Source organism: Hydrogenophaga sp. GW823-FHT04C09 (assembly GCF_058796355.1).
The window spans coordinates 182,572-204,837 of record NZ_JBXAIO010000002.1 but is presented as its reverse complement, the minus strand read 5'-3'; the positions used below and the strand labels follow the sequence as shown (position 1 = coordinate 204,837).

Below are 22,266 nucleotides of genomic sequence, written 5' to 3'. Positions count from 1 at the left end.
CCTGCGGTGCGCGACCCTCGACTGACGCTGTGAAATCAGTTTACCTTGATGAGACGCCAGTCCAGGCGGTTGTCCGCCCGGTGCACCACGTCGACATTCTTCTTCATGGCCCAGGGAATGATCTGGTTGTGCAGGGGAATGTGGGCCACGTCCTCGTTCTGCAGCGCCAAGGCCTTGGTCAGCAGTTCCGTGCGCAGCTTGAGATCCGTTTCCTTTTTGGTGCGCTCCACCAGCGCGTCCATCTGCGGGTTGCTGTAGCGGCCCACGTTGTAGTTGCCATCGCCACCCGCCCCGACCGAACGCACCAGGGACTGCAGACTGTAGAGCGCGTCAAAGGTGGGCACACCCCAACCCAGCATGTAGATGCTGGCTTCGTAGCGCTGGATCATCGGGAAGTAGGTCACCAGCGGCAAGGTGCGCAGCTTGGCCTTCACACCGATGCGCGCCCACATGGACGTCACGGCCTGGCAGATCTGCTCGTCGTTGATGTAGCGGTTGTTGGGGCAGGCGAAGTCGACTTCAAAGCCATCCTTGTAGCCCGCATCGGCCAGCAGCTTCTGGGCTGCCGCCACGTCGAAAGGATGCCGCTTGTGAACCGCCTCCGTCCAACCATTGACCTGCGGAGCCACCAAGGCGCCAGTGGGCTGCCCCAGACCACGCAGGCTCACACGCGCGATCGTGTTCATGTCGATGGCTTGGTACAACGCCTTGCGGACCCGCTGGTCCTTCAAGGGGTTCTTGCCCTTGATGTTGCTGCCCGGCAGTTCGTCGCGAAACTGGTCCATGCCGAAGAAGATGGTCCGGTTTTCCACGCCATCGATCACCTTGAGGTTCTGGTCGCCACGCACGCGCGCCAGATCCTGCGGGCTGGGGTCGAGCACCAGATCCACCTCACCTGAAAGCAGCGCCGCCATGCGCGTGGCCACCGCTTTGACGGGCGTGTAGACCACTTCGGTCACGTTGCCTTCCGACTTGCCCCACCAATTCGGGTTGCGCGTGACGACCAACTTCTGGTCCGGCTGCCACTCCTTCAGCACGAAGGGGCCCGTGCCATTGGCGTTGCGATGGGCGAAGTTCTCGTCCTGCGTCTTGATGTCCTTGGGCATGGTCGAGTTGTTCTTCTCCGCCCAGGCCTTGCTCATCATGCGCAACTCGGTGAGCTGGTTCAGCAACACCGGGTTGGGGTCCTTCGTGAAGATGTCGATGGTGTTGGCGTCCACCTTCACGACCCGGTCGATGCCTTGCGCATAGATGCCGAAATTCGATGTCTTGGTCATTGCCCGTTCGATCGAGAACACCGCGTCGTCCGCCGAGAACGTCGAGCCATCGTGGAACTTGACCCCCGTGCGCAGATTCATGCGCAACTGCGTGGGCGTCACCTGCTTCCAGGCCGTCGCCAGAACGGGCTCGGGCTTGAAGGTCTTGCTGTTGTAGTAAACCAGCGACTCATACACCGACGCATGGATGCCGTTGGCCAGGGCGTTGTTCTGGGAATGGATGTCCCACGTGGGAATGTCACTGGCGCTCGTCCATTTGAAAGTTTTGGCGTGAGCACCGCCGGCACCAACGGCCATCGCGGCGAACAGGACTGCAAGTGGGAGCTTCATTTGTTGACACCTAAATAAAGTGGACATCCCGCCACTATGCAACAAACGTTCCCGGCCAATGCACCGGAGTAACCCGAACGGACAGACGCCCTGGCGTCAATCTGAGGCGCGTTCCAGCCTCAGCGCGCCATACCACGCCGTGAGTTGGCTGTCCGTGTTGTCGGTGTCCGTCATCAGCGCCACCAGGCGCAAGGGTCCCGGTTCCTCGCCAAACGCCAGACGGAAGTCGGCGCGCACGTCGCGCACATGATCGCGCCACTGCCCCAAGTTGGCCACATCGCTGTCCACCACCAGTTTTCGGATGCGGTCCGTGCGGGGGTTCACCACAACGGTGCCCGGTTCGTGCTTGGCGCTCCAGACGTAGACCAAGGAGGCATAGGGCATCTCTTCGCCCGTCAGCAAGCGACTCATCTCCGAAAGGCGATGGTTTCTGGCCGTCCAGCGCGCGCGATCACCATCGAAGGCGAGGACCACCCGCACCGCCGAGTCCGCCTGACTGGACACGGCCAGATCGGCATCCGTGGGCAAGCCATCGACCCGCCACGAAAAAGACAGACGCCCCACGGATTCCAGCGAAGGCACGAACCGCTGCCGCAGGATGCTGACGGAACTCTTCGCACGCACCTGCAGCGCCGGGCGCCCCGCGGCCTGAACCGGCTCGAACGCCAGGTACCGCTTGCCGGGGAAGAAGAACGGCTCCCAGGGCACACCCGCCACCGGTGTGAAAAAAAGCTGGTTCGCGGCTTTCAGCACCTCTGGGCTGGCTCCGCTGGGCACCTTTTGGGGCCGGGAAGGTGGCCCTTCTTCCGCCAGCTCGTCTGACATCGCCGGTGATCCTGCGCACCCTCCCAACGCCAAGGTGACCGATCCCACATAGACAAGGGACGCCATCACGCGCACCAGACTCTTTTTTGGCGCTCGAAAGGACGCCTTCATGTTGCAAACATGCATAAAGAATGAATTAGATTTATAAAAATGAAGATTTATCTTCAAAAAATCAAACTTTAGAAATAAATTCATGACCCGAAGCCATGGTGGCTTCGGGTCATGAATGGGGAAGCGCATCTTGCAAGCCCAGCCATGGCGTGTCAAAACGTTTCAATGGAGAGGAATCCATGTTCAAGAAAATCCTGACCAGTCTGCTGGCCCTTCTCGCCGCCGCCAGTTTCGCCGCAGTGGACATCAACACCGCCACCGTGGCCGACCTTGACAGCATCAAAGGCATCGGACCAAGCACCTCGGCCAAGATCCTGGAAGCGCGCAAGGCCTCCCCCTTCAAGAACTGGGGCGATCTGATTCAGAGGGTACCCGGCATTGGTGACAAACGCGCCGCCAAACTGTCGTCGGAGGGACTGACCGTCAATGGGGACAGCTTCAAACCCGCCGCGGCTGCGCCAGCAGACAAGAAGTCTGCGGCCCCGACAAAGTAGTCTTAGCCCATAAAAAAAAGCCACCCGGCATGCCGGGTGGCTTTTGGCTGATCGGTGTTCCGAAGAACGGAGATCAGAACTTGTGCTGCAGGCCAACACCGAACACGGTGCCCTTGACGGCGGTCGTGCCAGCGACTTCTTCCTTGGCCTTGGTGAAGGCGGCGTAGGTCGAGGTGCGCTTGGACAGCGCGTACAGGGCGCCCACGGAGTAGCCGGTGCGCTTGGTGTCCGTGCCATCCTTGTCCTTGGACGAGGCGTAGCCGGTCGACAGGCTCAGAGCGGACGACAGGGGGAAGTCGGCGCCGATTTGCCAGTCGTTGGTCTTCGTGGCGAACACATTGCGGGTCTGGCCAACGCCGCCCTTCAGCACGGCCACGCCCAGGTCGTAGGCGGCGGTGAAGTAGGTGAACTTGGCGTCTTGGCCAACGCCAGCAGCGTCGTTTTGCAGCTGGTAGGCGAAAGCAGCCGTCAGAGGACCAGCAGCGTACTGCAGGTTGAAGTCGGTCTGGTCGCGCTTGACAGCAGCGTTCTCGTCCAGGCCGTGCGACACAGCAGCGCTGAAGCCGCCGAAGTTGGGCGAGGTGTAACGCAGGGCGTTGCGCGGCTTGTCGTTATAGGCAGCAACGCTCATGACAGCGTATGCGGGCGAGAAGGACACTGCGTCGAAGATGGAGTTGCCGATGTAGAACACATCGTCAAAAGCCGACCACACGTTACCGAACTGGACGGTACCGAAGCCGCCTTCCAGACCCACCCACGATTGGCGGTTGAAAGCGGTGCCAGCAACGGCCGTGCCGTTGGAAGCATCAAAGCCTTGCTCCAGCTTGAAGATGGCCTTCAAGCCGCCGCCCAGGTCTTCCGAACCCTGCACGCCCCAGCGGCTGGTGGCCAGACCAGCGGAGTCCAGACGCGTGGAAGACACGGAGCCCACGCCAGGCACTTCCGTCTTGACGCGGCCAGCCCAAACGTCCACCAGACCGTACATGGTCACGCTGGATTGGGCTTGGGCCACACCAGCCACGGAGCCGAGAACTGCCAGGGCGATCAATGATTTTTTCATGGTTACTTCCTTAAAAATATTGCGGTGAGAACCACCACAAAGTTAGAAAACTGACTGGTGCATGTTAGGAGGAAAGCTCCTCGCCCCTAGGGTAAGCCCTGAAAAACGGTTCAAATTCCGTCCGTTTTGTTGCCTCAGTGCAACAACACGCGGACGGCGGCCCTCTGTGGCCGTCAACCAACCAAACAAAAAAAAGCCACCTGTCCGAAGACAGGTGGCTTTCAAACATCTGAACAAGCTGGCTTGGAGCCAGCGAGTCGATCAGAAGTTGTGTTGCAGACCGAAGCCGAAGCCGGTGCTGGACTTGGCGCCGTTGCCGCCAGCGGCCGTCACCGTAGCCGGGACCCAAGCGGCGTTGCGGCGTGCAACGTTCACGTAGGCCTGGGTGCGCTTGCTAAGGAAGTACTTGTAGCCAGCGATGATGGTGCGGCCATCGTCGCCCACTTGCTCGTTGTTGTTGAACGAAGCGTAGACAAGGCCAGGGCCCACGGGCGCCGTCAGGCCCAGAGCGTAGGAGTTGTCTTGCGTGGAAGCCAGACCGCCTTGGTCACGGATGGTGAAGAACACCTTCACGACGCTGAAATCATACGAGACCGCGAACTGGTTCACGGCCTTGAGCGTGGTGGCCGCTGCCGTGGCGCCCGTGTAGTTCACGAACGTGGCGCTCAGAGGGCCGCCGTCGTAGCGAACACCGATGGCCTTGCCAGCCTTGTTGCCAGCAGCCGTGGACTCGGAAGGTGCGTACTCCAGTTGGACTTGCACGCCGCCGAAACGGGGCGAGTGGTACTGCACCGCGTTGGGCACGTACACCGAGCTCGAAGCATTCGACGTCTTGGCCGAGGCCGTGGCATTGCCGCCCAGCACCGTGTTGGCGTCATGCACGGAAACACCCTTGGTGCCGTTGGCCAGCAGGACGTTGCCGTACAGCGTGTTGACCGGACGGCCAGCGCGCAGGGTACCGAAGCCGCCGGTCAGGCCAACGAACATGCCGTTGTTGCCCAGGCCATCAACGGAAGACACGGTGCCGGTGTCGCTGTTGAACGAGGTCGACACTTGGAACACAGCCTTCAGGCCGCCGCCGAGGTCTTCGGTGCCGGCCAGGGTCCAGTTGCTGGTGCCGTTGCGGTTGGCGGTCATGCGCAGGGCGTCGCCAGAGAAACGCTTCTCGAGGCCAACGTCAACGGTGCCCGACAGGGTCACGGTCGACTGTGCGAAAGCGGCGCCGGTGGCTGCCACGGCGGCCAGAGCGATCAGGGTCTTTTTCATTGAAGGGTTCTCCAAGGGTTAATAAGGGCCGGGGGTCTTTGCCACCGAGCCAACCTCCATCCAGGAAGCTGCGCTAATTGCATCAGAAAGTTTCCGATGGCGCCATGGTGGTGAAGGCTTTTCTCGCCTCATGGCGGTGCATCCGTTGCACCTGTGCCACGTTGTTAGTAGATACCCGCATATGGTTAGGCCCACAAATCATGATCCGTGGCTCGTGGCGTTCAGCCCAGGAAACCGGCACAGGCGTCCGATCGCCAAAATCATCTAGGAGCAATCCATGGCAGCATGTGCCCTGGCGATCCCTTCTGTCCACACCATGCCCAACACCACCGATGCATTGCTGAATGCGGCCGACTCGGCCCTGAGGACCTTGTTCGTTTCACCCAGGGGCACGCGCGAATGCCCGACCTTGCCCGAACGGGCATCGGACGCGGAACTCGGCCCGGAAGAGCGCCAGCTCTCTGGCGCCCTGATGCGGGTGAACCATGTCGGCGAGGTTTGTGCCCAGGCGCTGTACACAGCGCAGGCCTTGGCGGCGCGCTGGCCCCGGGCTACCGGCGCCATGCCCAATGAGGCACTCGCCCTGCAATTGGAAGCCGCGGGGCGTGAAGAGACGGACCACCTCGCGTGGACCCAGGCACGCCTGGACGAGCTGGGCGCCCGACCCTCGCTGCTCAACCCGCTCTGGTATGCAGGGGCCTTTGGCCTGGGCTTGATCGCCGGACGCGTGGGGCCGGGTGTGAGTCTGGGTTTCGTGGTCGAAACCGAGCGCCAGGTGGAAGCCCATCTGGCGAGCCACATGGACCGCCTGCCCGCGAAGGACCAAGCCTCCAGAGCCATCGTCGCGCAAATGAAGGACGACGAAGCCCGACACGCTCGCGAGGCTCAGCAGGCTGGCGCGGTGGAGCTTCCCGCCCCGGTCAAAGGACTGATGCGTATGGCGGCCAAGGTCATGACCACCGTGGCACACCGCATCTGAGCAGTGCACAAGCGCCGACGCTCAAGCCTCCAGCAGATCAAAGCTGGTCGTGATCTCAGCGGTCTTGCCCAGCATGATGCTGGCCGAGCAGTATTTGTCGTGGCTCATGGCAATGGCGCGCTCCACCGCCACGGCCGGAATGCCTTTCCCGGTCACCGTGAAATGCATGTGGATCTTGGTGAACACCTTGGGATCGACAGGCGCGCGCTCGGTCACCAGCTTCACGCTGCAACCGCGCACGTCGTGGCGGCCTCTTTTAAGGATCAGGACCACGTCGTAGGCGGTGCATCCGCCCGTGCCGGCCAGCACCGTTTCCATCGGGCGGGCCGCCAGGTTGGCGCCCCCGTTTTCCGGCTTCGCTTCATCCGGGGCGCCATCCATGGCGATCACGTGGCCACTGCCGGTCTCGGCCACAAAGCCCATGTTGGAGCGGGTACCGGCGGCGCCGGTCCAGGTGACGGTGCATTCCATGAGGTGTCCTGTCGTTAAATAACCAAAGGTATTGGGGTGAGCGCTCTAAAAATCATAGAAATCTGATTGGCGATGTTGCAATGCAGCATGCGAGCGTTATACTGGCGTCATTGTATTTACGGTTGTCTCCTCTACCCTCCACGGGTGGATTCAAGCCCGGTCTGGTTCTGCCAGCCCGGGCTTTTTTTCGCCCCCGATATGATGTGCGGCGAGGAACACCATGCCGCCAGCCCGCCCCAAACAACACAACAACACCCCAAAAGCCTCGTCGACCACCACCATGGGGCCGGCGGACTACCTGAAAAAAATCCTGAATGCCCGGGTGTATGACGTCGCGGTGGAATCCGCGCTGGAGCCGGCAACCAACCTGAGCCGGCGGCTGCACAACACCGTGCTGCTCAAGCGGGAAGACCAGCAGCCCGTGTTCAGCTTCAAGTTGCGGGGCGCCTACAACAAGATGGCGCACCTCTCGCCAGAGCAGTTGAAAAAGGGTGTCATCTGTGCCTCGGCGGGCAACCATGCCCAGGGGGTGGCGCTGGGCGCGCGCAAACTCGGCACGCGCGCGGTGATCGTGATGCCGACCACCACGCCCCAGGTCAAGATCGACGCGGTCCGTGGTTTTGGTGGTGAAGTGGTCCTGCATGGCGACAGCTACTCCGACGCCTATACCCACTCCCTCACCCTGCAGAAGAAGCAGGGACTCACTTTCGTGCATCCTTTCGATGACCCAGACGTGATCGCGGGTCAGGGCACGATCGCCATGGAGATCCTGCGCCAGCTCCAGAGCCTGGGCTCGGACCACCTGGATGCCGTGTTCGTGGCGATCGGCGGCGGCGGTCTCATTTCGGGCGTGGCCAACTACATCAAGGCCGTGCGCCCCGAAATCAAGGTGATCGGTGTGCAGACGACCGACTCGGACGCGATGTTGCGCTCGGTCGAGGGAGGTGAACGCGTCACCCTGGCCGACGTGGGCCTGTTCGCCGACGGCACGGCGGTCAAGCTGGTCGGCGAAGAAACCTTCCGCATCGCACGCGATCTGGTCGACGGGTACATCACCGTCGACACGGACGCGGTGTGCGCCGCGATCAAGGACGTGTTCGTGGACACGCGCAGCATCGTCGAGCCCTCGGGGGCGCTGGCGGTGGCGGCCATCAAGCAATACGTGGCCCAGCACAAGACCCGCGGCGAAACCTATGCCGCCATCCTGTGCGGCGCCAACATGAACTTCGACCGGCTGCGCTTCGTGGCCGAGCGCGCCGAAGTGGGCGAGGAGCGTGAGGCGCTGTTTGCCGTCACCATCCCCGAGGAGCGGGGCAGCTTCCGCCGCTTCTGCGAAGCGATCGAAAAGCTGCCAGGCGGACCGCGCAACGTGACCGAGTTCAACTACCGCATCCACGACGGCAGCGCGGCCCATGTGTTCGTGGGCCTGACCACCCATGGCAAGGGCGAGTCCGGCAAGATCGCGGCCAACCTGATCAGGCACGGTTTCGAGACCCTGGACCTCACGCACGACGAACTGGCCAAGGAGCACATCCGGCACATGGTGGGTGGGCATTCGCCCCTGGCGCACGACGAGCGCCTGCTGCGCTTCGTGTTCCCGGAGCGGCCGGGTGCGCTGCTCAAATTCCTGAGCCTGATGCGCCCGGGCTGGAACATCAGCCTGTTCCACTACCGCAACCAGGGCGCCGACTACGGCCGCATCCTGGTCGGGCTTCAGGTGCCTGCAAAGGACCACAAGGCGTTCGACAAGTTTCTTGACACGTTGGGTTATCCGTACGTGGAGGAAACCAGCAATCCGGTGTACCGTCTGTTCCTCAAAAGCTGACCACCCGCCATGGCCCTCGACCCCGTCTTCGAACCGATCACCCGACGGGCACCCGAGTTGCCCGCGAACCTGAAGCTGCCCCACATCGCGGCCACGACGGACACGCTGCTGGACCACTCGGTGATGCTGCGCCTGGCGCCCGAAGGCATGCCGGAGCACTCACTCGGCCGCATGGAAGCCCTGGTGCTGCAGCTGGCGCGCATCCAGCACGGCAGCCCCCTGCCCTTTGACCTGCTGGTTTTCGACTCCCCTCAACTGGTCGTGTTCGCGGCCGACCACGGCATTGCCGACGAGGGCATGTCGGAATTGCCGCAGTCCATGACCTGCGAGCACGTGCTGCAACTGCTGCTCGGCGCCGCACCGGTCAATGCCCTGGCCCAGATGCACGGCTTCGACCTCACAGTGGTTGACGCCGGCGTGGCCTCCCACATCACCCTGCCCGACGATGCCCGGCGCAAGGCACCGCTGCTGCTGCGCAAGATCGGTTATGGCACCCGCAACCTGATGATCGGCCCGGCCATGTCACAGGCGCAGGCCGTATCGGCCCTGCACGCGGGCATGGACGTGGTGCGCCACCTTCCCGGCAACGTGATTGCCCTGGGCGACGTGGGCGTGGCCAACAACGTCGCCGCCTCCCTGCTGCTCTCCCGGCTGTGTGGCGTGCCGCTGTCCGACGCCTGCGGACGCGACGACTTCCACGGCGCGGGCCCCCACGACGACCCGCACCCCCAGCGCATCGAAAAACTCTCGGCCGCCGCCAGCCGGCACCGCAAGGCGCTGGGGCCGCTGGACGCGCTGGCCGCGCTCGGTGGGTTCGAGATCGCCATGATGGCCGGCGCCATGTTGCAGGCGGCCGCCGAGCGGCGGGTGGTGCTGGTGGATGGGTACGTGGCGAGCGCGGCCGCCCTGGTGGCGCGGGGCCTGGTGCCAGCCGTGGCCGACTACCTGGTGTTTGGCCACCGCTCGGCGGAAAGCGGGCACCGCCTGATGCTGATCCATCTGCAGGCCCAGCCTCTGCTGGACATGGGCATGCGCATGGGCCAGGGCACCGGCGCACTGCTGGCGTGGCCCCTGCTGCTCGCCGCCCAGGGCTTGCTCGAACGCTGAGCCCGGATTCAGGGCGTCGTGGCGGTCTCGGGCAGGGTCAGCTCCACCGAGGCCGGGGCTTCCAGCGAAGGCCCCAGGTGCACAGCGCGGCGCGAGACGGATTGCAGCACCAGCCCACCCTCCAGCGAGGCCCCTAGGCGGTAAGGCCGTGGTGGCTGGCCATCCACCGCGATCAGCGCGGCACCATCCCGAGTACCGACCGCGACCACCCCCAGCAAGTTGTACCGGGGCGGCGCTGCGCTGGCCACCGCACCCGTGGACGCGGCAGCGGGCAAGGCACCCAGCGAGCGGGCCACGGAAGCCGTATCGGCCGCCACCTGCGCCGGTGCCATGGCCGACACCGGCGTCACCGGCGACCGGCCCCAGGCCAGCAACACCCAGTAACCCGCGCTCAGGCCAGCCGCCAGCCACAGGAGGCCTGCGGCGATGGTCGGCCCTCGCCGTCCTGCGGTCTGCAGGGCGGCTGGGCTTTCCATGAGGAAGCCGGAATGGCCGAACGCGGGTGCCTTGTTCATATGGGCGCATTATGATCGACGACCACCGGTTTCCGGCCTGGCCATCGGGCCGTTCCACAGGCCCTTGTTCGCGGGAGATTGATTTGCCACACCTGACCACCCCCACCCTGCGCACGCCGGCCTTCGCGGCCCGCCTGGCCCGCACCCTGCAACGCGGCTTCACGCTCATCGAGCTCATGGTGGTGCTGGTCATCATCGGTGTGCTCGCGGCGCTGATCGTGCCCAACGTGCTGGACCGTGCCGACGATGCGCGCGTGACCGCCGCCAAGACCGACGTCAACAACCTGATGCAGGCGCTCAAGCTGTACCGGCTGGACAACCAGCGCTACCCGACGAACGAACAAGGCCTGAACGCCCTGGTGGCCAAGCCGACCGCCGGCCCCGTGCCGCCGAACTGGCGCCCCTACCTCGACAAGCTGCCCGGCGACCCCTGGGGCCGCCCCTACCAGTACATCAACCCGGGCCTGAGGGGCGAGGTGGACGTGCTGTCGCTCGGTGCCGACGGCCAGGCGGGTGGCGAGGGCAAGGATGCCGACATCGGCAGTTGGCAGTGAAAAACAAGCCCCCACGCTCCGCCGCCGCGCGGGTCGCCGCCCCCCAAGGGGGCTGGCCTTGCTTGGGGTGGCCTTGCGCGGCGGCCACCATCGGCCTTCCGGCAACGCGGTTTCCCTGATCATGGCCAGCAAGGCACACGGCTTCACCCTGCTCGAACTCATGGTGGTGCTGGTGATCGTGGCCTTCGCCACCGCCGGTGTGAGCGTGGCCTTGCGCGACGACGGCGCCACCCGCCTGGAGCGCGAGGGCCTGCGGCTGACAGCCATGCTGGAGTCCGCGCGTGCCCAGTCGCGCACCAGCGGGCTGCCGGTGGTCTGGCGCAGCCTGCCGCAAGGCTTCGAATTCCTCGGCCTGCCCACCCAGGCGGGCAGCGGCTCGCTCACCGGGCCGCGCCCCTGGCTCAACCAGGACACCCAGGCCCAGGTGCTGCAACCGCCGGGCGCGCAAACCCTGGTGCTCGGGCCTGAACCGCTGATCGCCGCACAGCGGGTGATGCTGGTCCAAGGGGACCGGCGCATCACCCTGGGCACCGACGGCCTTTCGCCCTTCACCGTGCTGGCCGCCACACCATGACGCGCCCGCGCGGCTTCACACTGATCGAGGTGCTCGTCGCCCTCGCGGTGGTCGCCATCACCCTGGCCGCCGGGCTGCAGGCCACCGGCGCTCTCACGCGGGCATCCGGCCGGCAGAGCGACCAATGGCTGGCCCAGCTGTGCGCCGAGAACGAACTCACCCGCTTGCGCCTGCAACGCCAGTTGCCCGGCACCGGCGACACCGACACCGTGTGCACGCAGGCGGGGCGCGAGATGCGCGTGCGCTTGTCGGTGCTGCCCACGCCCAACCCGAACTTCCGGCGCGTGGACACGGTCGTCGAAGCCGCCGTGGATGGGGTGAACGTGCGCCTGCTCAGCCTCTCCACCGTGATGGGCCGGTATTGAGCATGATGAAACACGCGCGCGGTTTCACCCTCGTCGAACTGCTGGTGGCCATCGTCGTGATGTCCATGCTCGCGCTGCTGAGTTGGCGCTCGCTGGACGGCATGACGCGCACCCAGAACATCACCCAGCAACGCGCCGACGATTTGCTGCGCATGCAGGCGGCCATGGGCCAGTGGGCCGCCGACCTGGACGCCCTGATCGACACCGGCGAAGTCAACGCGCTCGACTTCAACGGCCAGGTGTTGCGCATGACGCGGCGCGACAGTGGCGAAACCGGCCTGGACAGCCGCGGCATCCGCGTCGTGGCCTGGGCGCGCCTGACCGGCGTGGCGCTGGCCGGCCTGCCGCAGATTTCATCGAGCATCAACGCCAGCGGCCAATGGGTGCGCTGGCAGTCCGGCCCCTTGTTGCGGCGCGACGAACTGGCGCGCGCCTGGCAACGGGCCGGCGAATGGGGCCGCGGCGCCCTGCCCTCCCAGGCGGGCAACGCCAGTTCCGACAGCGCCATCGCCCTGCTCGGCATCGACAACTGGCAGCTCTTCTACCACCGGGGCGAAACCTGGGGCAACCCGCAGTCGTCCACGGGCAATGAAGAGCCCGTGGGCGGCCCCGAGGGCGCGCGCACCGGCAGCCTGCCCAATGGCGTGCGCCTGGAACTCGTGCTCGGCACCGGCGAAGGCCTGAGCGGCAGCCTGGTGCGCGACTGGGTCCGCCCCACCCTGGAAGCGGGGCGCTGATGAAGACCCTGCGGCGACACCAGCAAGGCGCAGCGCTGCTGCTCGCCATGCTCGTCGTCACGCTGGTGGCCACCCTGGCCTCGGCCGCGTTGTGGCAGCAGTGGCGCTCGGCCGAGGTCGAGCAGGCCGAGCGGCGCCGCGTGCAGGCCGGCTGGGTGTTGACCGGTGCGCTCGATTGGGCGCGCCTGATCCTGCGCGAGGACGCGCGCGACAACCAGAGCAGCGGCAACGCCGACCACCTGGGCGAACCCTGGGCCATGCCGCTGGAGGAGGCGCGCCTCTCCAGCTTTCTCGCCGCCGACAAGAACAACAACACCGACGGCATGCTGGAGGCCTTTCTCTCGGGCGAAGTGATCGACATGCAGTCGCGCATGAACTTCCTGAACGTGGTGCGCACCGTCGGCGCGGGCGCCCAGGCCAAGGTGGAACTCTCCGAAGCCGACATGCGCAGCTTCGCCAAACTCTACGAACAACTCGGGCTGCCGGTCTCGGAACTCAACGCCGCCGCCAACGAGCTGCGCACCTCCATGAGCCTGGCGCTGAGCGACCCCCTGCCCTCGCGCACCGCCCTGCTGCCCCGGAAATACGCGCAACTGGCCTGGCTCGGCATCAGCCGCAACAGCCTGGCCGTGCTCGAACCCCACGTCACCGTGCTGCCCACCCGCTCCACGCTCAACCTCAACACCGCCAGCGCACAGGCCATCTGCGCCAGTGTGCCGGGCCTGGACATGGCCCAGGCCCGGCAGATCACCAGCGCCCGCGAGCGCGAACCGTTCAAAAGCCTGGCCGACGCCAGCGCCGTGGTGCCCGCCATGACGGGCCAACTGTCTGATCTGTACCACGGTGTGCGCAGCAACCACTTCGAGGTGCGCGGGCGCCTGAGGCTCGACGACACCATCATCGAAGAGCGCTCTCTCGTCGTGCGCAACAACCTCGATGTGCGCGTGAACTGGCGCGAACGCTTTGCCCGGCGCTGAGACGGCGTGTTTTCCCGGTGCACATCAGGCCCCTGAGAGTCACCCAGGGTCTCTAGAATGAGGGGCTCGCCGCCCTGTAACACCTTCGCATGACCGCATCACCGTGCTGATCGTCACTCCCTCGGACTTCTCCGCTGCGCCCCCTGCGGGACCCACGGCCCTTTTCGACTGGGCCACGTCCAGCAATGGCCAGCAGATCACCGACCACGGTCAGTGCGCGGCCGCGTTGCTGCCGCGGGACGACGACGTGGTGCTCGTGCTGCCGCCGCGCGCCGTCTCCTGGCACCGGGTCGCCCTGCCCAAGGTCGCCACCGCGCGCCTGCGGGCCGCGCTCGAAGGCTTGCTGGAAGACCGCCTGCTGGCCGACACAGCCGACCTGCACTTCGCCCTGGAGCCCGGTGGCCGTTCGGGCCAGACGGTGTGGGTCGCCGCCTGCCACAAGGTCTGGCTGCGCGGCTGGCTGCAGATCCTGGAGGGAGCGGCCCGCCCGGCCGGGCGCATCGCGCCGGCCCTGTGGCCGCTGGTGCCCTCCGAAACCCCCGGCGCCACGCCGGGCTCATCGCGCAGTTTCGCGCTGGACGTGCCCTCCAACGTCCACTGGGCCTACAACGAGAACGGCGAGATCTGGCTGGGCAGCGCCGGCCTGCTCGGCGTGAGCTGCACACCGCTGCGAGAAACTCCCCTGGGCCATGGCACCGCGGGCGACATGGTGGTCACCGCGCTCATGCCACCCGCCAGCGACGCGCCAGGCGAGCCCGGTGAATACGACGTCTGGCTGGCCGACCCCACCGTGGCCGGGCAGGCCGAGCAGGTGCTGCAGCAGCGTTTTGAGCTCGTCGCCCTGCCCGCGTGGTTGCTGCGCTGCGCCCAGTCCGACTGGAACCTCGCACAGTTCGACCTCAGCCTCTCGGCGGGCGCGCGGCGAGGCCAACGGCTCAAGCGCAGCTTCCGGCAATGGCGCAACGCCCCGGCCTGGCGACCCGCGCGCTGGGGCCTGGCGGCGCTGGTGGGCGTGCAACTGGTGGGCCTGAACGCCGCCGCCTGGCACGAGCGCAGCGGCCTGGAAGCCAAACAGAAGGCCGTGGTGCAGACCCTGCAGAAAAGCTTCCCGCAAGTGACGCTGGTGCTCGACGCCCCGGTGCAGATGCAACGCGAAGTGGCCCGCCTGCAACAGGCCACCGGCGCCCTGTCCGAAGGCGACCTGGAAACCCTGCTCGCGGTGATCGACCAGGCCTCGGCCGGCGAAGCCCTGCTGCCCTCCACCATCGCCTACAGCACGGGCGAAGGGCGCTTCGCGGGCTGGCGCGCCACCCAGGACCAATTGCGCGCCCTGCAACAGTCGCTGCAGAACAGCGGCTGGCGGGTGCGTTTCGATGGCAATGAGCTGGCCCTGCGCCCGCCGGAACCCTGACCATGGCCACCGCCTCTTCCTCCCCCTCCCCCATCGCCAGGCTCACCCTGGCCCTCTCGGTGGCGCTGGCCCGCCTCTCGTCCCGCGAGCGCAACGCCGTGACCATCGCCGCCTGGGTGATCGGCCTGGGTCTGGTGTGGTGGGTGGCCATCGCGCCCGCCCTGGACACGCTGCGCCAGGCCCCCGCGCGCCACGCCCGGCTGGATGCCCAGCTCGGGCAGATGCAGCGCATGGCCGCCACCGCCGAAACCCTGCGCAGCCAGAACACCGCCCAACCGCCCGGGCGCGACGAGGTGTTGCGCGCCGTCGAGACCGCCACCAACGGCCTGTCCGGCACCGGCCAGCTTTCGGTGCTGGGTGAGCGCGCCACGCTGACCCTGCGCAACACCCCGCCCGAGGCCCTGGCCCAGTGGCTGGCCCAGGTGCGCATCAACGCCCGTCTGCTGCCAGTGGACAGCCAGATCCACCGCGAACCCGGCAGCCCCGGCTGGAGCGGCACCCTGGTCCTGACCGGCCCCGGCCTGGGTGGCACGCCATGAACGGCAACTGGCCCATCCGCCTGGCCTGGATCGGTGGCCTGCTCGGCATGCTGTTCGCCATCGTCGTGTTCGCGCCCGCGCGCTGGCTTGCCAGCGGCGTGACGTCGGCCACCCAGGGCCAGCTGCAATTGGTCAATGCCCGCGGCACGGTCTGGAACGGCCAGGCCGATCTGGTGCTGACCGGCGGCGAAGGCAGCCGCACCCAGACCGCGCTGCCCCAAGGTCTGCAATGGCAGCTCGCGCCGCGCCTGGCCTCGGGATCGCCCGCGATGGCGCTGCGCCTGATGGCCCCCTGCTGCACCCCCGAGCCCCTGGCGATGACCTTCATTCCCCGCCTGGGCGGCGGCGAACTGCGCGTGGCCAGCTCCACCAGCCTGTGGCCGGCCGAACTGCTCAGTGGCCTGGGCACGCCCTGGAACACCTTGCGCGTGGAAGGCCAACTGGCCCTGCAGACCGCCGGTCTCACTCTGCGCTGGGACGAAGGCCGCGCCAGCATGCAGGGTGAGGCCGCCATCGACGCGCTCGACCTGGCCTCGCGCCTGTCCACCCTGCGCCCCCTGGGCAGCTACCGCATGACCCTGCGCGCCGACGCCGACGGCAACACCACCACGCTGAACCTGGAAACCCTCAGCGGCGCGCTCAAGCTGCAGGGCGCGGGCCGCTGGGTCGGTGGCCGGCTGCGCTTCGAAGGCGTGGCCGAGGCCGCGCCCGAAGCCGAAGCCGCACTGGGCAACCTGCTCAACATCATGGGCCGCCGCCAAGGCCCACGCTCGCTGCTCAACATTGGCTGACAACTGAGCGCGCCCCTTCTCCACACTTCAAGATACGATCCGACCATGAAACCGAACCCACTCCGTGTCGCCCCGGGCCGTGCAGCCCACGGCGGTGCGCTCACGGCGCTGGCACTGGTCCTGTGCCTGCTGTCGGGCAACGGCATCTCGCAGACGGCGCGCGCGCCGGCCGCGGCGAACGAGCCCGTCACCCTCAACTTCGTCGCCGCCGAAATCGAAGCGGTGGCGCGCACCATGGCCACCATCACGGGCCGCAACGTGGTGGTCGATCCGCGCGTGAAGGGCACCGTCAACCTCGTCACCGAGCGGCCCGTCACCCCCACCGCGGCGCTCAACCAGTTCGCCGCCGTGCTGCGGCTGCAGGGCTTCTCGCTGGTGGACACCGGCGGCCTCTACAAGATCGTGCCCGAGGCCGACGCCAAGCTGCAGGGCAACGTGGTGAGCGCCGGTTCGGTGTCGGCCCTGCCCGCCTCCAACACCGTGGTCACGCAGATCTTCCGGCTCAACCACGAATCGGCCAACAACCTCGTGCCGGTGCTGCGCCCGCTGATCGGCCCGAACAACACCATCAACGTCAACCCCGGCAACAACTCGCTGGTCATCACCGACTACGCGGACAACCTGCAGCGCATCGGCCGCATCATCGCCTCGCTCGACGTCGCAGGCGCGACCGACGTGGAGATCATCCCGCTGCAGCACGCCGTGGCGGCCGACATGGCCGCGCTCGTCACCCGGCTGATCGACCCCGCCACCGCCGGCGGCGGCGCGCAGGCCGACCAGTCGTACAAGACCACGCTGGTGGCCGAACCGCGCAGCAACAGCCTGGTGCTGCGCGCGGCCAACCCCGCCCGCCTGGCCCTGGTGCGCTCGCTGGTGACCCGGCTGGACCAGCCTTCGTCCGACAAGCTCAGCGGCAACATCCACGTCGTCTACCTGAAGAACGCCGACGCCACCTCGCTGGCCACCACCCTGCGCGCCGCGCTGGCGGGTGAGTCCTCCGGTGGGCTGAGCGGCGGTTCCCTGGGCGGTGGTGCGACGTCCCCGCTCAACCGCGCGGCCCTCACGCCCACCGGCACCGCAGGCGCGAACAACAACAACGCGGCCACCGCCGCCGTCACGCCCAGCGGCTCGCCGTCGACCGGCGGCCAGATCCAGGCCGACCCGGCCACCAACTCGCTCATCATCACCGCGCCCGAACCGCAGTACCGCCAGCTGCGCGCCGTGATCGACCAGCTCGACTCGCGCCGCGCCCAGGTCTACGTGGAAAGCCTGATCGCCGAAGTGAACGCCGAGAAGGCGGCTGAGTTCGGCATCCAGTGGCAAGGCGCGCTCGGCAGCTCGGGCGACCGCGTGATCGGTCTGCTGGGCACCAACTTCGGCACTGGTGGCCGCAACATCCTGGAACTGGCCCAGGGCAACGCCACGCCATCCCCCGGCATGAACCTGGGCCTGGCGCGCCGCACCAACGGCGTGTACGTGCTGGGCTTCCTCGCGCGCTTCCTGCAGGAAAACGGCGAAGGCAACGTGCTCTCCACCCCCAACCTGCTCACGCTGGACAACGAAGAAGCCAAGATCGTGATCGGCCAGAACGTGCCCTTCGTCACCGGCCAGTTCACCAACACCGGCAGCAACGAAGGCTCGGTCAACCCGTTCCAGACCATCGAGCGCAAGGACGTGGGCCTGACGCTGCGCGTGAAGCCGCAGATCAGCGAGAACGGCACCATCAAGATGACCATCTACCAGGAGGTCAGCAACGTCGTGCCCTCTTCGGTCAACTCCACCACCGGCCTGATCACCAACAAGCGCACCATCGAATCGACCGTGCTGGTCGAGGACGGCGCGGTCGTGGTGCTGGGCGGCCTGCTGCAGGACGAGTACGCCGGCAACCAGGAGAAGGTGCCCGGCCTGGGTGATGTGCCCATCTTCGGCAACCTGTTCCGCAGCGAAACCCGCTCGCGCAAGAAGACCAACCTGATGGTGTTCCTGCGCCCCGTGGTGATGCGCGACGGGCGCGAAACCAGCAGCCTGGCACTCGACCGCTACGAACTCATGCGCTCGGTGCAGAAGGACGCCCAACCCCGGCAGAGTGGCGTGCTGGGCGTGAACGAGGCGCCGGTCATGCCACCGCAACTGCCGCCACGCGCGCCCTCGCCAGACGGCACGGCGCCGGTGCGCTCGCTGGCCGACCCGCAAACGACGCCCCCGGTGAACCCGGCGCCGCAGAACACGGCACCCCGGCAGTGAGGCGGCGGCCGTGAAGTACCCGCTGCCCTACGCCTTCGCCCGCGAGCACCACTGGCTCATCGAGGACGACGGCGCCACGCTGACCCTGCTGGGCAGCAGCACGCCCGCCACCGATTCCGGCGCGCAGACGCGTCGCCTCTCGGCGCTGACGGAAATCCTGCGCGTGCACCCGGTCAACGACATCCGCTGGGAAAGCGGCGAGACGCTCAAGCAGCGCATCAGCGCGGCCTACGCCCAGGGCGAGTCCAGCGCCGCCGCCGTGGTCAGCGAGGTGCAGAGCGACGCCGACCTCAGCCGCATGATGCAGGAGCTGCCGGCGATCGAGGACTTGCTGGAGACCGCCGACGACGCGCCCATCATCCGCATGCTCAACGCCCTGCTCACGCAGGCCGCGCGCGACGGCGCGAGCGACATCCACATCGAACCCTACGAACGGCATTCCAGCGTGCGCTTCCGTGTCGACGGCTCGCTGCGCGAAGTCGTGCAGCCCAACCGCGCGCTGCACGCGGCGCTGATCTCGCGCCTGAAGATCATGGCCGAGCTCGACATCTCCGAGAAGCGCCTGCCGCAGGACGGCCGCATCTCGCTGCGCATCGGCACCCGCGCGGTGGACGTGCGCGTCTCCACCCTGCCCAGTGCCCACGGCGAACGCGCCGTGCTGCGCCTGCTGGACAAAAGCGAGAGCAAGCTCAGCCTGGAAGCCGTGGGCATGCAGGGCGATGTGCTCAACGCCTTCCGCAAGCTCATCGGCCAGCCGCACGGCATCATCCTCGTCACCGGCCCGACCGGCTCGGGCAAGACCACCACGCTGTACGCCGCGCTGCAGCGCCTGGACGCCAACGCTCAGAACATCATGACGGTGGAAGACCCGATCGAATACGAACTGCCCGGCGTGGGACAGACGCAGGTCAATGCCCGCATCGAACTGACCTTCGCCAAGGCCTTGCGCGCCATCCTGCGGCAGGACCCGGACGTGATCATGATTGGTGAAATCCGCGACTTCGAGACCGCGCAGATCGCCATCCAGGCCTCGCTCACCGGCCACCTCGTGCTCGCCACGCTGCACACCAACGACGCGCCCAGCGCCGTCACCCGCCTGACCGACATGGGCGTGGAGCCCTTCCTGCTGAGCTCCTCGCTGCTGGGCGTGCTCGCGCAGCGCCTGGTGCGCAAGCTCTGCCCGCACTGCCGCCGCGCCGACGACAAGGGCCATTGGCACCCGGTGGGTTGCGAGCAGTGCAACCACACCGGCTACAAGGGCCGCACCGGCATCTACGAACTGATGGTGGCCGACGACACGATCCGCGCGCTGATCCACAACCGCGCCGCCGAGAGCAAGGTGTATGTGGCGGCCGAAGACGCCGGCCTGCGCTCCATGCGCGCCGACGGCCAGCGCCTGATCGATTCGGGCATCACCTCGCCGGAAGAAGTGATGTCGGTCACCCGAGATTGAATATGAATCGCCCACGCGATCTCCCCGGCAAGACGTGTCTCGTGCAGGGCGCCGGAGGGTCCGGCTCTGCCGGCCCAAGGGTGCGTCCCCCCTCCCAGCGCCGAAGGCGCGTCAGCGAGGGGGGAAGCCGCGCCAGCGGCGCAGGGGGGAGTTCCTGCTGATGCCCGCCTACACCTTCGAAGCCCTGGACGCCCAGGGCGCCACGCAGAAAGGCCTGATCGACGCCGACACCGCGCGCGCCGCGCGCAGCATGTTGCGCGCGCGCGCTCTGGTGCCGCTGCTGGTCGAACCCGCCGCGGGCTCGCAGGGCACTTCGGCCGCGAAGGGCCTCAACATCACGCTCTGGGGCGGTCGCGCCTTCAGCGCCACCGCCCTCGCGGTCTGGACGCGCCAGCTCGCCGGCCTGGTGGCCGCCGGCCTGCCGCTGGAACGCGCGCTCTCGGCCCTGACCGAAGAGTCCGAAGACGAAAAACAGCGCAACCTCATGGCCTCGCTGCGTTCCGAGGTCAACGGCGGCTCCACCTTCGCCCGCGCGCTCTCGCAACACCCGCGCGAGTTCTCCCCCATCTACACCGGCGTGATCGCCGCGGGCGAACAGAGCGGCCTGCTCGGCACCGTGCTCGAACGCCTGGCCGACGACCTGGAGGCGCGCGAAGCCCTCAAGAACAAGATCGTCGCGGCCTCGCTCTACCCGGCCATCGTCACGCTGGTGGCGATCGTGATCGTGGTGTTCCTCGTCTCCTACGTGGTGCCGCAGGTGGCCAACGTGTTCGCCGGCAGCAAGCGCGCCCTGCCCTTCCTCACCGTGGTCATGCTCGGCCTGAGCGACTTCGTGCGTTCCTACGGCTGGTTCATGCTGGCCCTGCTGGCGCTGGGCATCGGTGGTGTCGTGTTCGCGCGCCGCAACGAAGCCATCCGCCTGCGCATGGACGCCGCCTGGCTGCGCCTGCCGCTGGTGGGCCGCCTGGCGCGCGGCTACAACGCGGCCCGCTTCTCGGCCACGCTGGCCATGCTGGCGGCGGCCGGCGTGCCCATCCTGCGCGCCCTGCAGACCGCCGCCGAAACCCTCTCCAACCAGGCCATGCGCGCCGACGCGCTCGACACCGTGGTGCTGGTGCGCGAAGGCGCGCCCCTGGCCTCGGCCCTGGGCAGCAAGAAGCGCTTTCCGCCGCTGGTGTCCATGTTCGCCCGGCTGGGCGAGCAGACCGGCCAGCTGCCCGCCATGCTGGACCGCGCCGCCAAACAGCTCGGCGACGAGGTGCAGCGCCGCGCCATGCACATGGCCACCATCCTGGAGCCCCTGCTGATCGTGGGCATGGGCCTGGTCGTGATGCTGATCGTGCTCGCGGTGCTGATGCCGATCATCCAGCTCAACCAACTCGTCACCTGACCATGGGCGTTTCCCTCGAAGGCAAGCTCGTCGTTGCCATCTCTTCCCGCGCCCTGTTCGACTTCGAGGAAGAAAACCGCCTCTTCGAAACCGGCGACGACCGCGCCTACATGAAGCTGCAGCTCGACCGGCTGGACCAGCCGGCCGCGCCCGGCGTGGCCTTCTCGCTGGTGCACAAGCTGCTCGCCTTCAACGACGCGCAGGCGCAGCGGGTGGAGGTGGTGATCCTCTCGCGCAACGACCCGGTCTCGGGCATGCGCGTGTTCCGCTCCGCCAAACACTACGGCCTGCCGATCCAGCGCGGCAGCTTCACGCGCGGCCAGCCGCCCTGGCGCTACCTGCGCCCGCTGCGCGCCAACCTGTTCCTCTCCACCCACCTGGCCGACGTGCGCGCCGCGCTCGAGGCCGGCGTGCCCGCCGCGCAGGTCTACCCCCAGTCGGTGCACGCCAGCAGCGAGCACCCGAACGAGGTGCGCATCGCCTTCGACGGCGACGCCGTGCTGTTCTCCGACGAGGCCGAGCGCGTCTACCAGGCGCAAGGGCTCTCGGCCTTCCAGGAACACGAGGCCAGCAAGGCCGCGCTGCCGCTGGCCGGCGGCCCCTTCAAACCGCTGCTCGAAGCCCTGCACCGCCTGCAGAGTGAGGGCACGCCGATGATGCGCGTGCGCACCGCACTGGTCACCGCGCGCAGCGCCCCGGCGCACGAGCGAGCGATCCGCACCCTGATGAACTGGAACATCGAGGTCGATGAAGCCATGTTTCTCGGCGGCCTGCCCAAGGGCGAGTTCCTGCGCGAGTTCGAGCCCGATTTCTTCTTCGACGACCAGACCGGCCACATCGAGTCGGCTGCGCTGCACGTGCCTGCCGGGCATGTGGCCAGCGGGGTCAGCAACGGCGCCTAAGCCCCGCCTCAGCGAGCGGGCCGGCCGACCCGCTACGATGCGCCATCACCGGGCGCCGTCCGCGCCCGA

General features: G+C 67.2%; 22 protein-coding genes. 16 read left to right on the top strand and 6 right to left on the bottom strand.

Features of this window, described 5'->3' with window-relative positions; all coding sequences use genetic code 11:
- Positions 1–35 precede the first annotated feature (35 nt).
- Positions 36–1,607: an ABC transporter substrate-binding protein gene (locus AC1Q9M_RS06095; protein WP_444688466.1), complete on the bottom strand. Its 1,572-nt coding sequence runs from the start codon at positions 1,605–1,607 to the stop codon at positions 36–38.
- Between the two features lie 96 nt (positions 1,608–1,703).
- The gene (locus tag AC1Q9M_RS06090; protein WP_492432915.1) at positions 1,704–2,672 is read right to left on the bottom strand and encodes a DUF3047 domain-containing protein; all 969 of its coding nucleotides are present in this window, start codon (positions 2,670–2,672) and stop codon (positions 1,704–1,706) included.
- A 50-nt stretch (positions 2,673–2,722) separates the two neighbouring features.
- On the opposite strand from AC1Q9M_RS06090, the gene AC1Q9M_RS06085 reads away from it, so the two are divergent.
- Positions 2,723–3,037: a ComEA family DNA-binding protein gene (locus AC1Q9M_RS06085; RefSeq protein ID WP_492432913.1), complete on the top strand. Its 315-nt coding sequence runs from the start codon at positions 2,723–2,725 to the stop codon at positions 3,035–3,037.
- 73 nt (positions 3,038–3,110) lie between these two features.
- Here AC1Q9M_RS06085 and AC1Q9M_RS06080 read toward each other — a convergent pair whose 3' ends face one another.
- Positions 3,111–4,097, bottom strand: coding sequence for a porin (locus tag AC1Q9M_RS06080; protein WP_382161624.1), 987 nt, complete (start codon positions 4,095–4,097; stop codon positions 3,111–3,113).
- 261 nt (positions 4,098–4,358) lie between these two features.
- Positions 4,359–5,363 carry a porin gene (locus AC1Q9M_RS06075; RefSeq protein ID WP_492432911.1) on the bottom strand — a complete coding sequence of 335 codons (1,005 nt, stop codon included), beginning with the start codon at positions 5,361–5,363 and terminating at the stop codon, positions 4,359–4,361.
- A 316-nt stretch (positions 5,364–5,679) separates the two neighbouring features.
- Between AC1Q9M_RS06075 and coq7 the strand changes: the two genes are divergently transcribed.
- Positions 5,680–6,342 (top strand): 2-polyprenyl-3-methyl-6-methoxy-1,4-benzoquinone monooxygenase, encoded by a 663-nt coding sequence (coq7, locus tag AC1Q9M_RS06070; RefSeq protein ID WP_492432909.1) that lies wholly within the window; start codon positions 5,680–5,682, stop codon positions 6,340–6,342.
- A 21-nt stretch (positions 6,343–6,363) separates the two neighbouring features.
- Here the strand turns inward: coq7 and AC1Q9M_RS06065 are convergent, their stop codons facing one another.
- Positions 6,364–6,813, bottom strand: a complete 450-nt coding sequence (locus AC1Q9M_RS06065) for an OsmC family protein (RefSeq protein WP_444688470.1) — start codon at positions 6,811–6,813, stop codon at positions 6,364–6,366.
- A gap of 220 nt (positions 6,814–7,033) precedes the next feature.
- Here AC1Q9M_RS06065 and ilvA point away from each other — a divergent pair, with 220 nt between their 5' ends.
- Both ilvA and AC1Q9M_RS06055 read left to right on the top strand, forming a co-directional pair.
- Positions 7,034–8,638 (top strand): threonine ammonia-lyase, biosynthetic, encoded by a 1,605-nt coding sequence (ilvA, locus tag AC1Q9M_RS06060; protein ID WP_444688471.1) that lies wholly within the window; start codon positions 7,034–7,036, stop codon positions 8,636–8,638.
- Positions 8,639–8,647: 9 nt separating this feature from the next.
- On the top strand, positions 8,648–9,745 hold the full coding sequence (locus AC1Q9M_RS06055; protein WP_492432906.1) for a nicotinate-nucleotide--dimethylbenzimidazole phosphoribosyltransferase: 1,098 nt from the start codon (positions 8,648–8,650) through the stop codon (positions 9,743–9,745).
- A gap of 8 nt (positions 9,746–9,753) precedes the next feature.
- Here AC1Q9M_RS06055 and AC1Q9M_RS06050 read toward each other — a convergent pair whose 3' ends face one another.
- Positions 9,754–10,260: a type II secretion system protein N gene (locus tag AC1Q9M_RS06050; RefSeq protein WP_382161635.1), complete on the bottom strand. Its 507-nt coding sequence runs from the start codon at positions 10,258–10,260 to the stop codon at positions 9,754–9,756.
- A gap of 92 nt (positions 10,261–10,352) precedes the next feature.
- Between AC1Q9M_RS06050 and gspG the strand changes: the two genes are divergently transcribed.
- From gspG to AC1Q9M_RS05990, 12 genes are all read left to right on the top strand, one after another.
- Positions 10,353–10,814, top strand: coding sequence for a type II secretion system major pseudopilin GspG (gene gspG, locus AC1Q9M_RS06045; protein ID WP_488929251.1), 462 nt, complete (start codon positions 10,353–10,355; stop codon positions 10,812–10,814).
- Between the two features lie 121 nt (positions 10,815–10,935).
- Positions 10,936–11,388, top strand: coding sequence for a prepilin-type N-terminal cleavage/methylation domain-containing protein (locus AC1Q9M_RS06040; protein WP_492432904.1), 453 nt, complete (start codon positions 10,936–10,938; stop codon positions 11,386–11,388).
- Positions 11,385–11,753 carry a type II secretion system minor pseudopilin GspI gene (gspI, locus tag AC1Q9M_RS06035; protein ID WP_382161641.1) on the top strand — a complete coding sequence of 123 codons (369 nt, stop codon included), beginning with the start codon at positions 11,385–11,387 and terminating at the stop codon, positions 11,751–11,753. The genes AC1Q9M_RS06040 and gspI overlap by 4 nt, the downstream gene beginning before the upstream one ends.
- A gap of 2 nt (positions 11,754–11,755) precedes the next feature.
- Positions 11,756–12,490 (top strand): PulJ/GspJ family protein, encoded by a 735-nt coding sequence (locus AC1Q9M_RS06030; RefSeq protein ID WP_382323268.1) that lies wholly within the window; start codon positions 11,756–11,758, stop codon positions 12,488–12,490.
- The gene (gspK, locus tag AC1Q9M_RS06025; protein ID WP_444688474.1) at positions 12,490–13,467 is read left to right on the top strand and encodes a type II secretion system minor pseudopilin GspK; all 978 of its coding nucleotides are present in this window, start codon (positions 12,490–12,492) and stop codon (positions 13,465–13,467) included. Before AC1Q9M_RS06030 ends, gspK begins: the two co-directional genes overlap by 1 nt.
- Positions 13,468–13,570: 103 nt before the next feature.
- Positions 13,571–14,878, top strand: coding sequence for a type II secretion system protein GspL (gene gspL / locus AC1Q9M_RS06020; protein WP_492432901.1), 1,308 nt, complete (start codon positions 13,571–13,573; stop codon positions 14,876–14,878).
- Positions 14,879–14,880: 2 nt separating this feature from the next.
- Positions 14,881–15,417 carry a type II secretion system protein M gene (locus AC1Q9M_RS06015; RefSeq protein WP_444688475.1) on the top strand — a complete coding sequence of 179 codons (537 nt, stop codon included), beginning with the start codon at positions 14,881–14,883 and terminating at the stop codon, positions 15,415–15,417.
- Complete coding sequence (gene gspN / locus AC1Q9M_RS06010) at positions 15,414–16,208, top strand: type II secretion system protein N (protein WP_492432898.1); 795 nt, start codon at positions 15,414–15,416, stop codon at positions 16,206–16,208. The genes AC1Q9M_RS06015 and gspN overlap by 4 nt, the downstream gene beginning before the upstream one ends.
- A gap of 45 nt (positions 16,209–16,253) precedes the next feature.
- A complete protein-coding gene (gene gspD, locus AC1Q9M_RS06005; protein WP_492432896.1) occupies positions 16,254–18,452 on the top strand; it encodes a type II secretion system secretin GspD in 2,199 nt (732 codons plus the stop codon).
- Positions 18,453–18,462: 10 nt separating this feature from the next.
- A complete protein-coding gene (gene gspE, locus AC1Q9M_RS06000) occupies positions 18,463–19,905 on the top strand; it encodes a type II secretion system ATPase GspE (protein ID WP_382323264.1) in 1,443 nt (480 codons plus the stop codon).
- A gap of 160 nt (positions 19,906–20,065) precedes the next feature.
- Positions 20,066–21,295 carry a type II secretion system inner membrane protein GspF gene (gene gspF / locus AC1Q9M_RS05995; RefSeq protein ID WP_382161664.1) on the top strand — a complete coding sequence of 410 codons (1,230 nt, stop codon included), beginning with the start codon at positions 20,066–20,068 and terminating at the stop codon, positions 21,293–21,295.
- Between the two features lie 2 nt (positions 21,296–21,297).
- Positions 21,298–22,197: a 5'-nucleotidase gene (locus tag AC1Q9M_RS05990; RefSeq protein WP_382161667.1), complete on the top strand. Its 900-nt coding sequence runs from the start codon at positions 21,298–21,300 to the stop codon at positions 22,195–22,197.
- The last annotated feature ends 69 nt before the right edge of the window (positions 22,198–22,266 follow it).

Excerpts from the sequence above, each read along its gene's own strand:
- AC1Q9M_RS06015 (WP_444688475.1), top strand. The coding sequence starts at position 14,881 with ATGGCCACCGCCTCTTCCTCCCCCTCCCCCATCGCCAGGCTCACCCTG.
- gspI (WP_382161641.1), top strand. The coding sequence starts at position 11,385 with ATGACGCGCCCGCGCGGCTTCACACTGATCGAGGTGCTCGTCGCCCTC.
- AC1Q9M_RS06050 (WP_382161635.1), bottom strand. The coding sequence starts at position 10,260 with ATGAACAAGGCACCCGCGTTCGGCCATTCCGGCTTCCTCATGGAAAGC.
- AC1Q9M_RS06085 (WP_492432913.1), top strand. The coding sequence starts at position 2,723 with ATGTTCAAGAAAATCCTGACCAGTCTGCTGGCCCTTCTCGCCGCCGCC.
- AC1Q9M_RS06080 (WP_382161624.1), bottom strand. The coding sequence starts at position 4,097 with ATGAAAAAATCATTGATCGCCCTGGCAGTTCTCGGCTCCGTGGCTGGT.
- AC1Q9M_RS06095 (WP_444688466.1), bottom strand. The coding sequence starts at position 1,607 with ATGAAGCTCCCACTTGCAGTCCTGTTCGCCGCGATGGCCGTTGGTGCC.
- AC1Q9M_RS06055 (WP_492432906.1), top strand. The coding sequence starts at position 8,648 with ATGGCCCTCGACCCCGTCTTCGAACCGATCACCCGACGGGCACCCGAG.
- AC1Q9M_RS06030 (WP_382323268.1), top strand. The coding sequence starts at position 11,756 with ATGATGAAACACGCGCGCGGTTTCACCCTCGTCGAACTGCTGGTGGCC.
- AC1Q9M_RS06065 (WP_444688470.1), bottom strand. The coding sequence starts at position 6,813 with ATGGAATGCACCGTCACCTGGACCGGCGCCGCCGGTACCCGCTCCAAC.
- AC1Q9M_RS06040 (WP_492432904.1), top strand. The coding sequence starts at position 10,936 with ATGGCCAGCAAGGCACACGGCTTCACCCTGCTCGAACTCATGGTGGTG.
- AC1Q9M_RS06075 (WP_492432911.1), bottom strand. The coding sequence starts at position 5,363 with ATGAAAAAGACCCTGATCGCTCTGGCCGCCGTGGCAGCCACCGGCGCC.
- gspK (WP_444688474.1), top strand. The coding sequence starts at position 12,490 with ATGAAGACCCTGCGGCGACACCAGCAAGGCGCAGCGCTGCTGCTCGCC.
- AC1Q9M_RS06090 (WP_492432915.1), bottom strand. The coding sequence starts at position 2,672 with ATGCGCTTCCCCATTCATGACCCGAAGCCACCATGGCTTCGGGTCATG.
- gspD (WP_492432896.1), top strand. The coding sequence starts at position 16,254 with ATGAAACCGAACCCACTCCGTGTCGCCCCGGGCCGTGCAGCCCACGGC.
- gspF (WP_382161664.1), top strand. The coding sequence starts at position 20,066 with ATGCCCGCCTACACCTTCGAAGCCCTGGACGCCCAGGGCGCCACGCAG.
- ilvA (WP_444688471.1), top strand. The coding sequence starts at position 7,034 with ATGCCGCCAGCCCGCCCCAAACAACACAACAACACCCCAAAAGCCTCG.
- gspN (WP_492432898.1), top strand. The coding sequence starts at position 15,414 with ATGAACGGCAACTGGCCCATCCGCCTGGCCTGGATCGGTGGCCTGCTC.
- AC1Q9M_RS05990 (WP_382161667.1), top strand. The coding sequence starts at position 21,298 with ATGGGCGTTTCCCTCGAAGGCAAGCTCGTCGTTGCCATCTCTTCCCGC.
- coq7 (WP_492432909.1), top strand. The coding sequence starts at position 5,680 with ATGCCCAACACCACCGATGCATTGCTGAATGCGGCCGACTCGGCCCTG.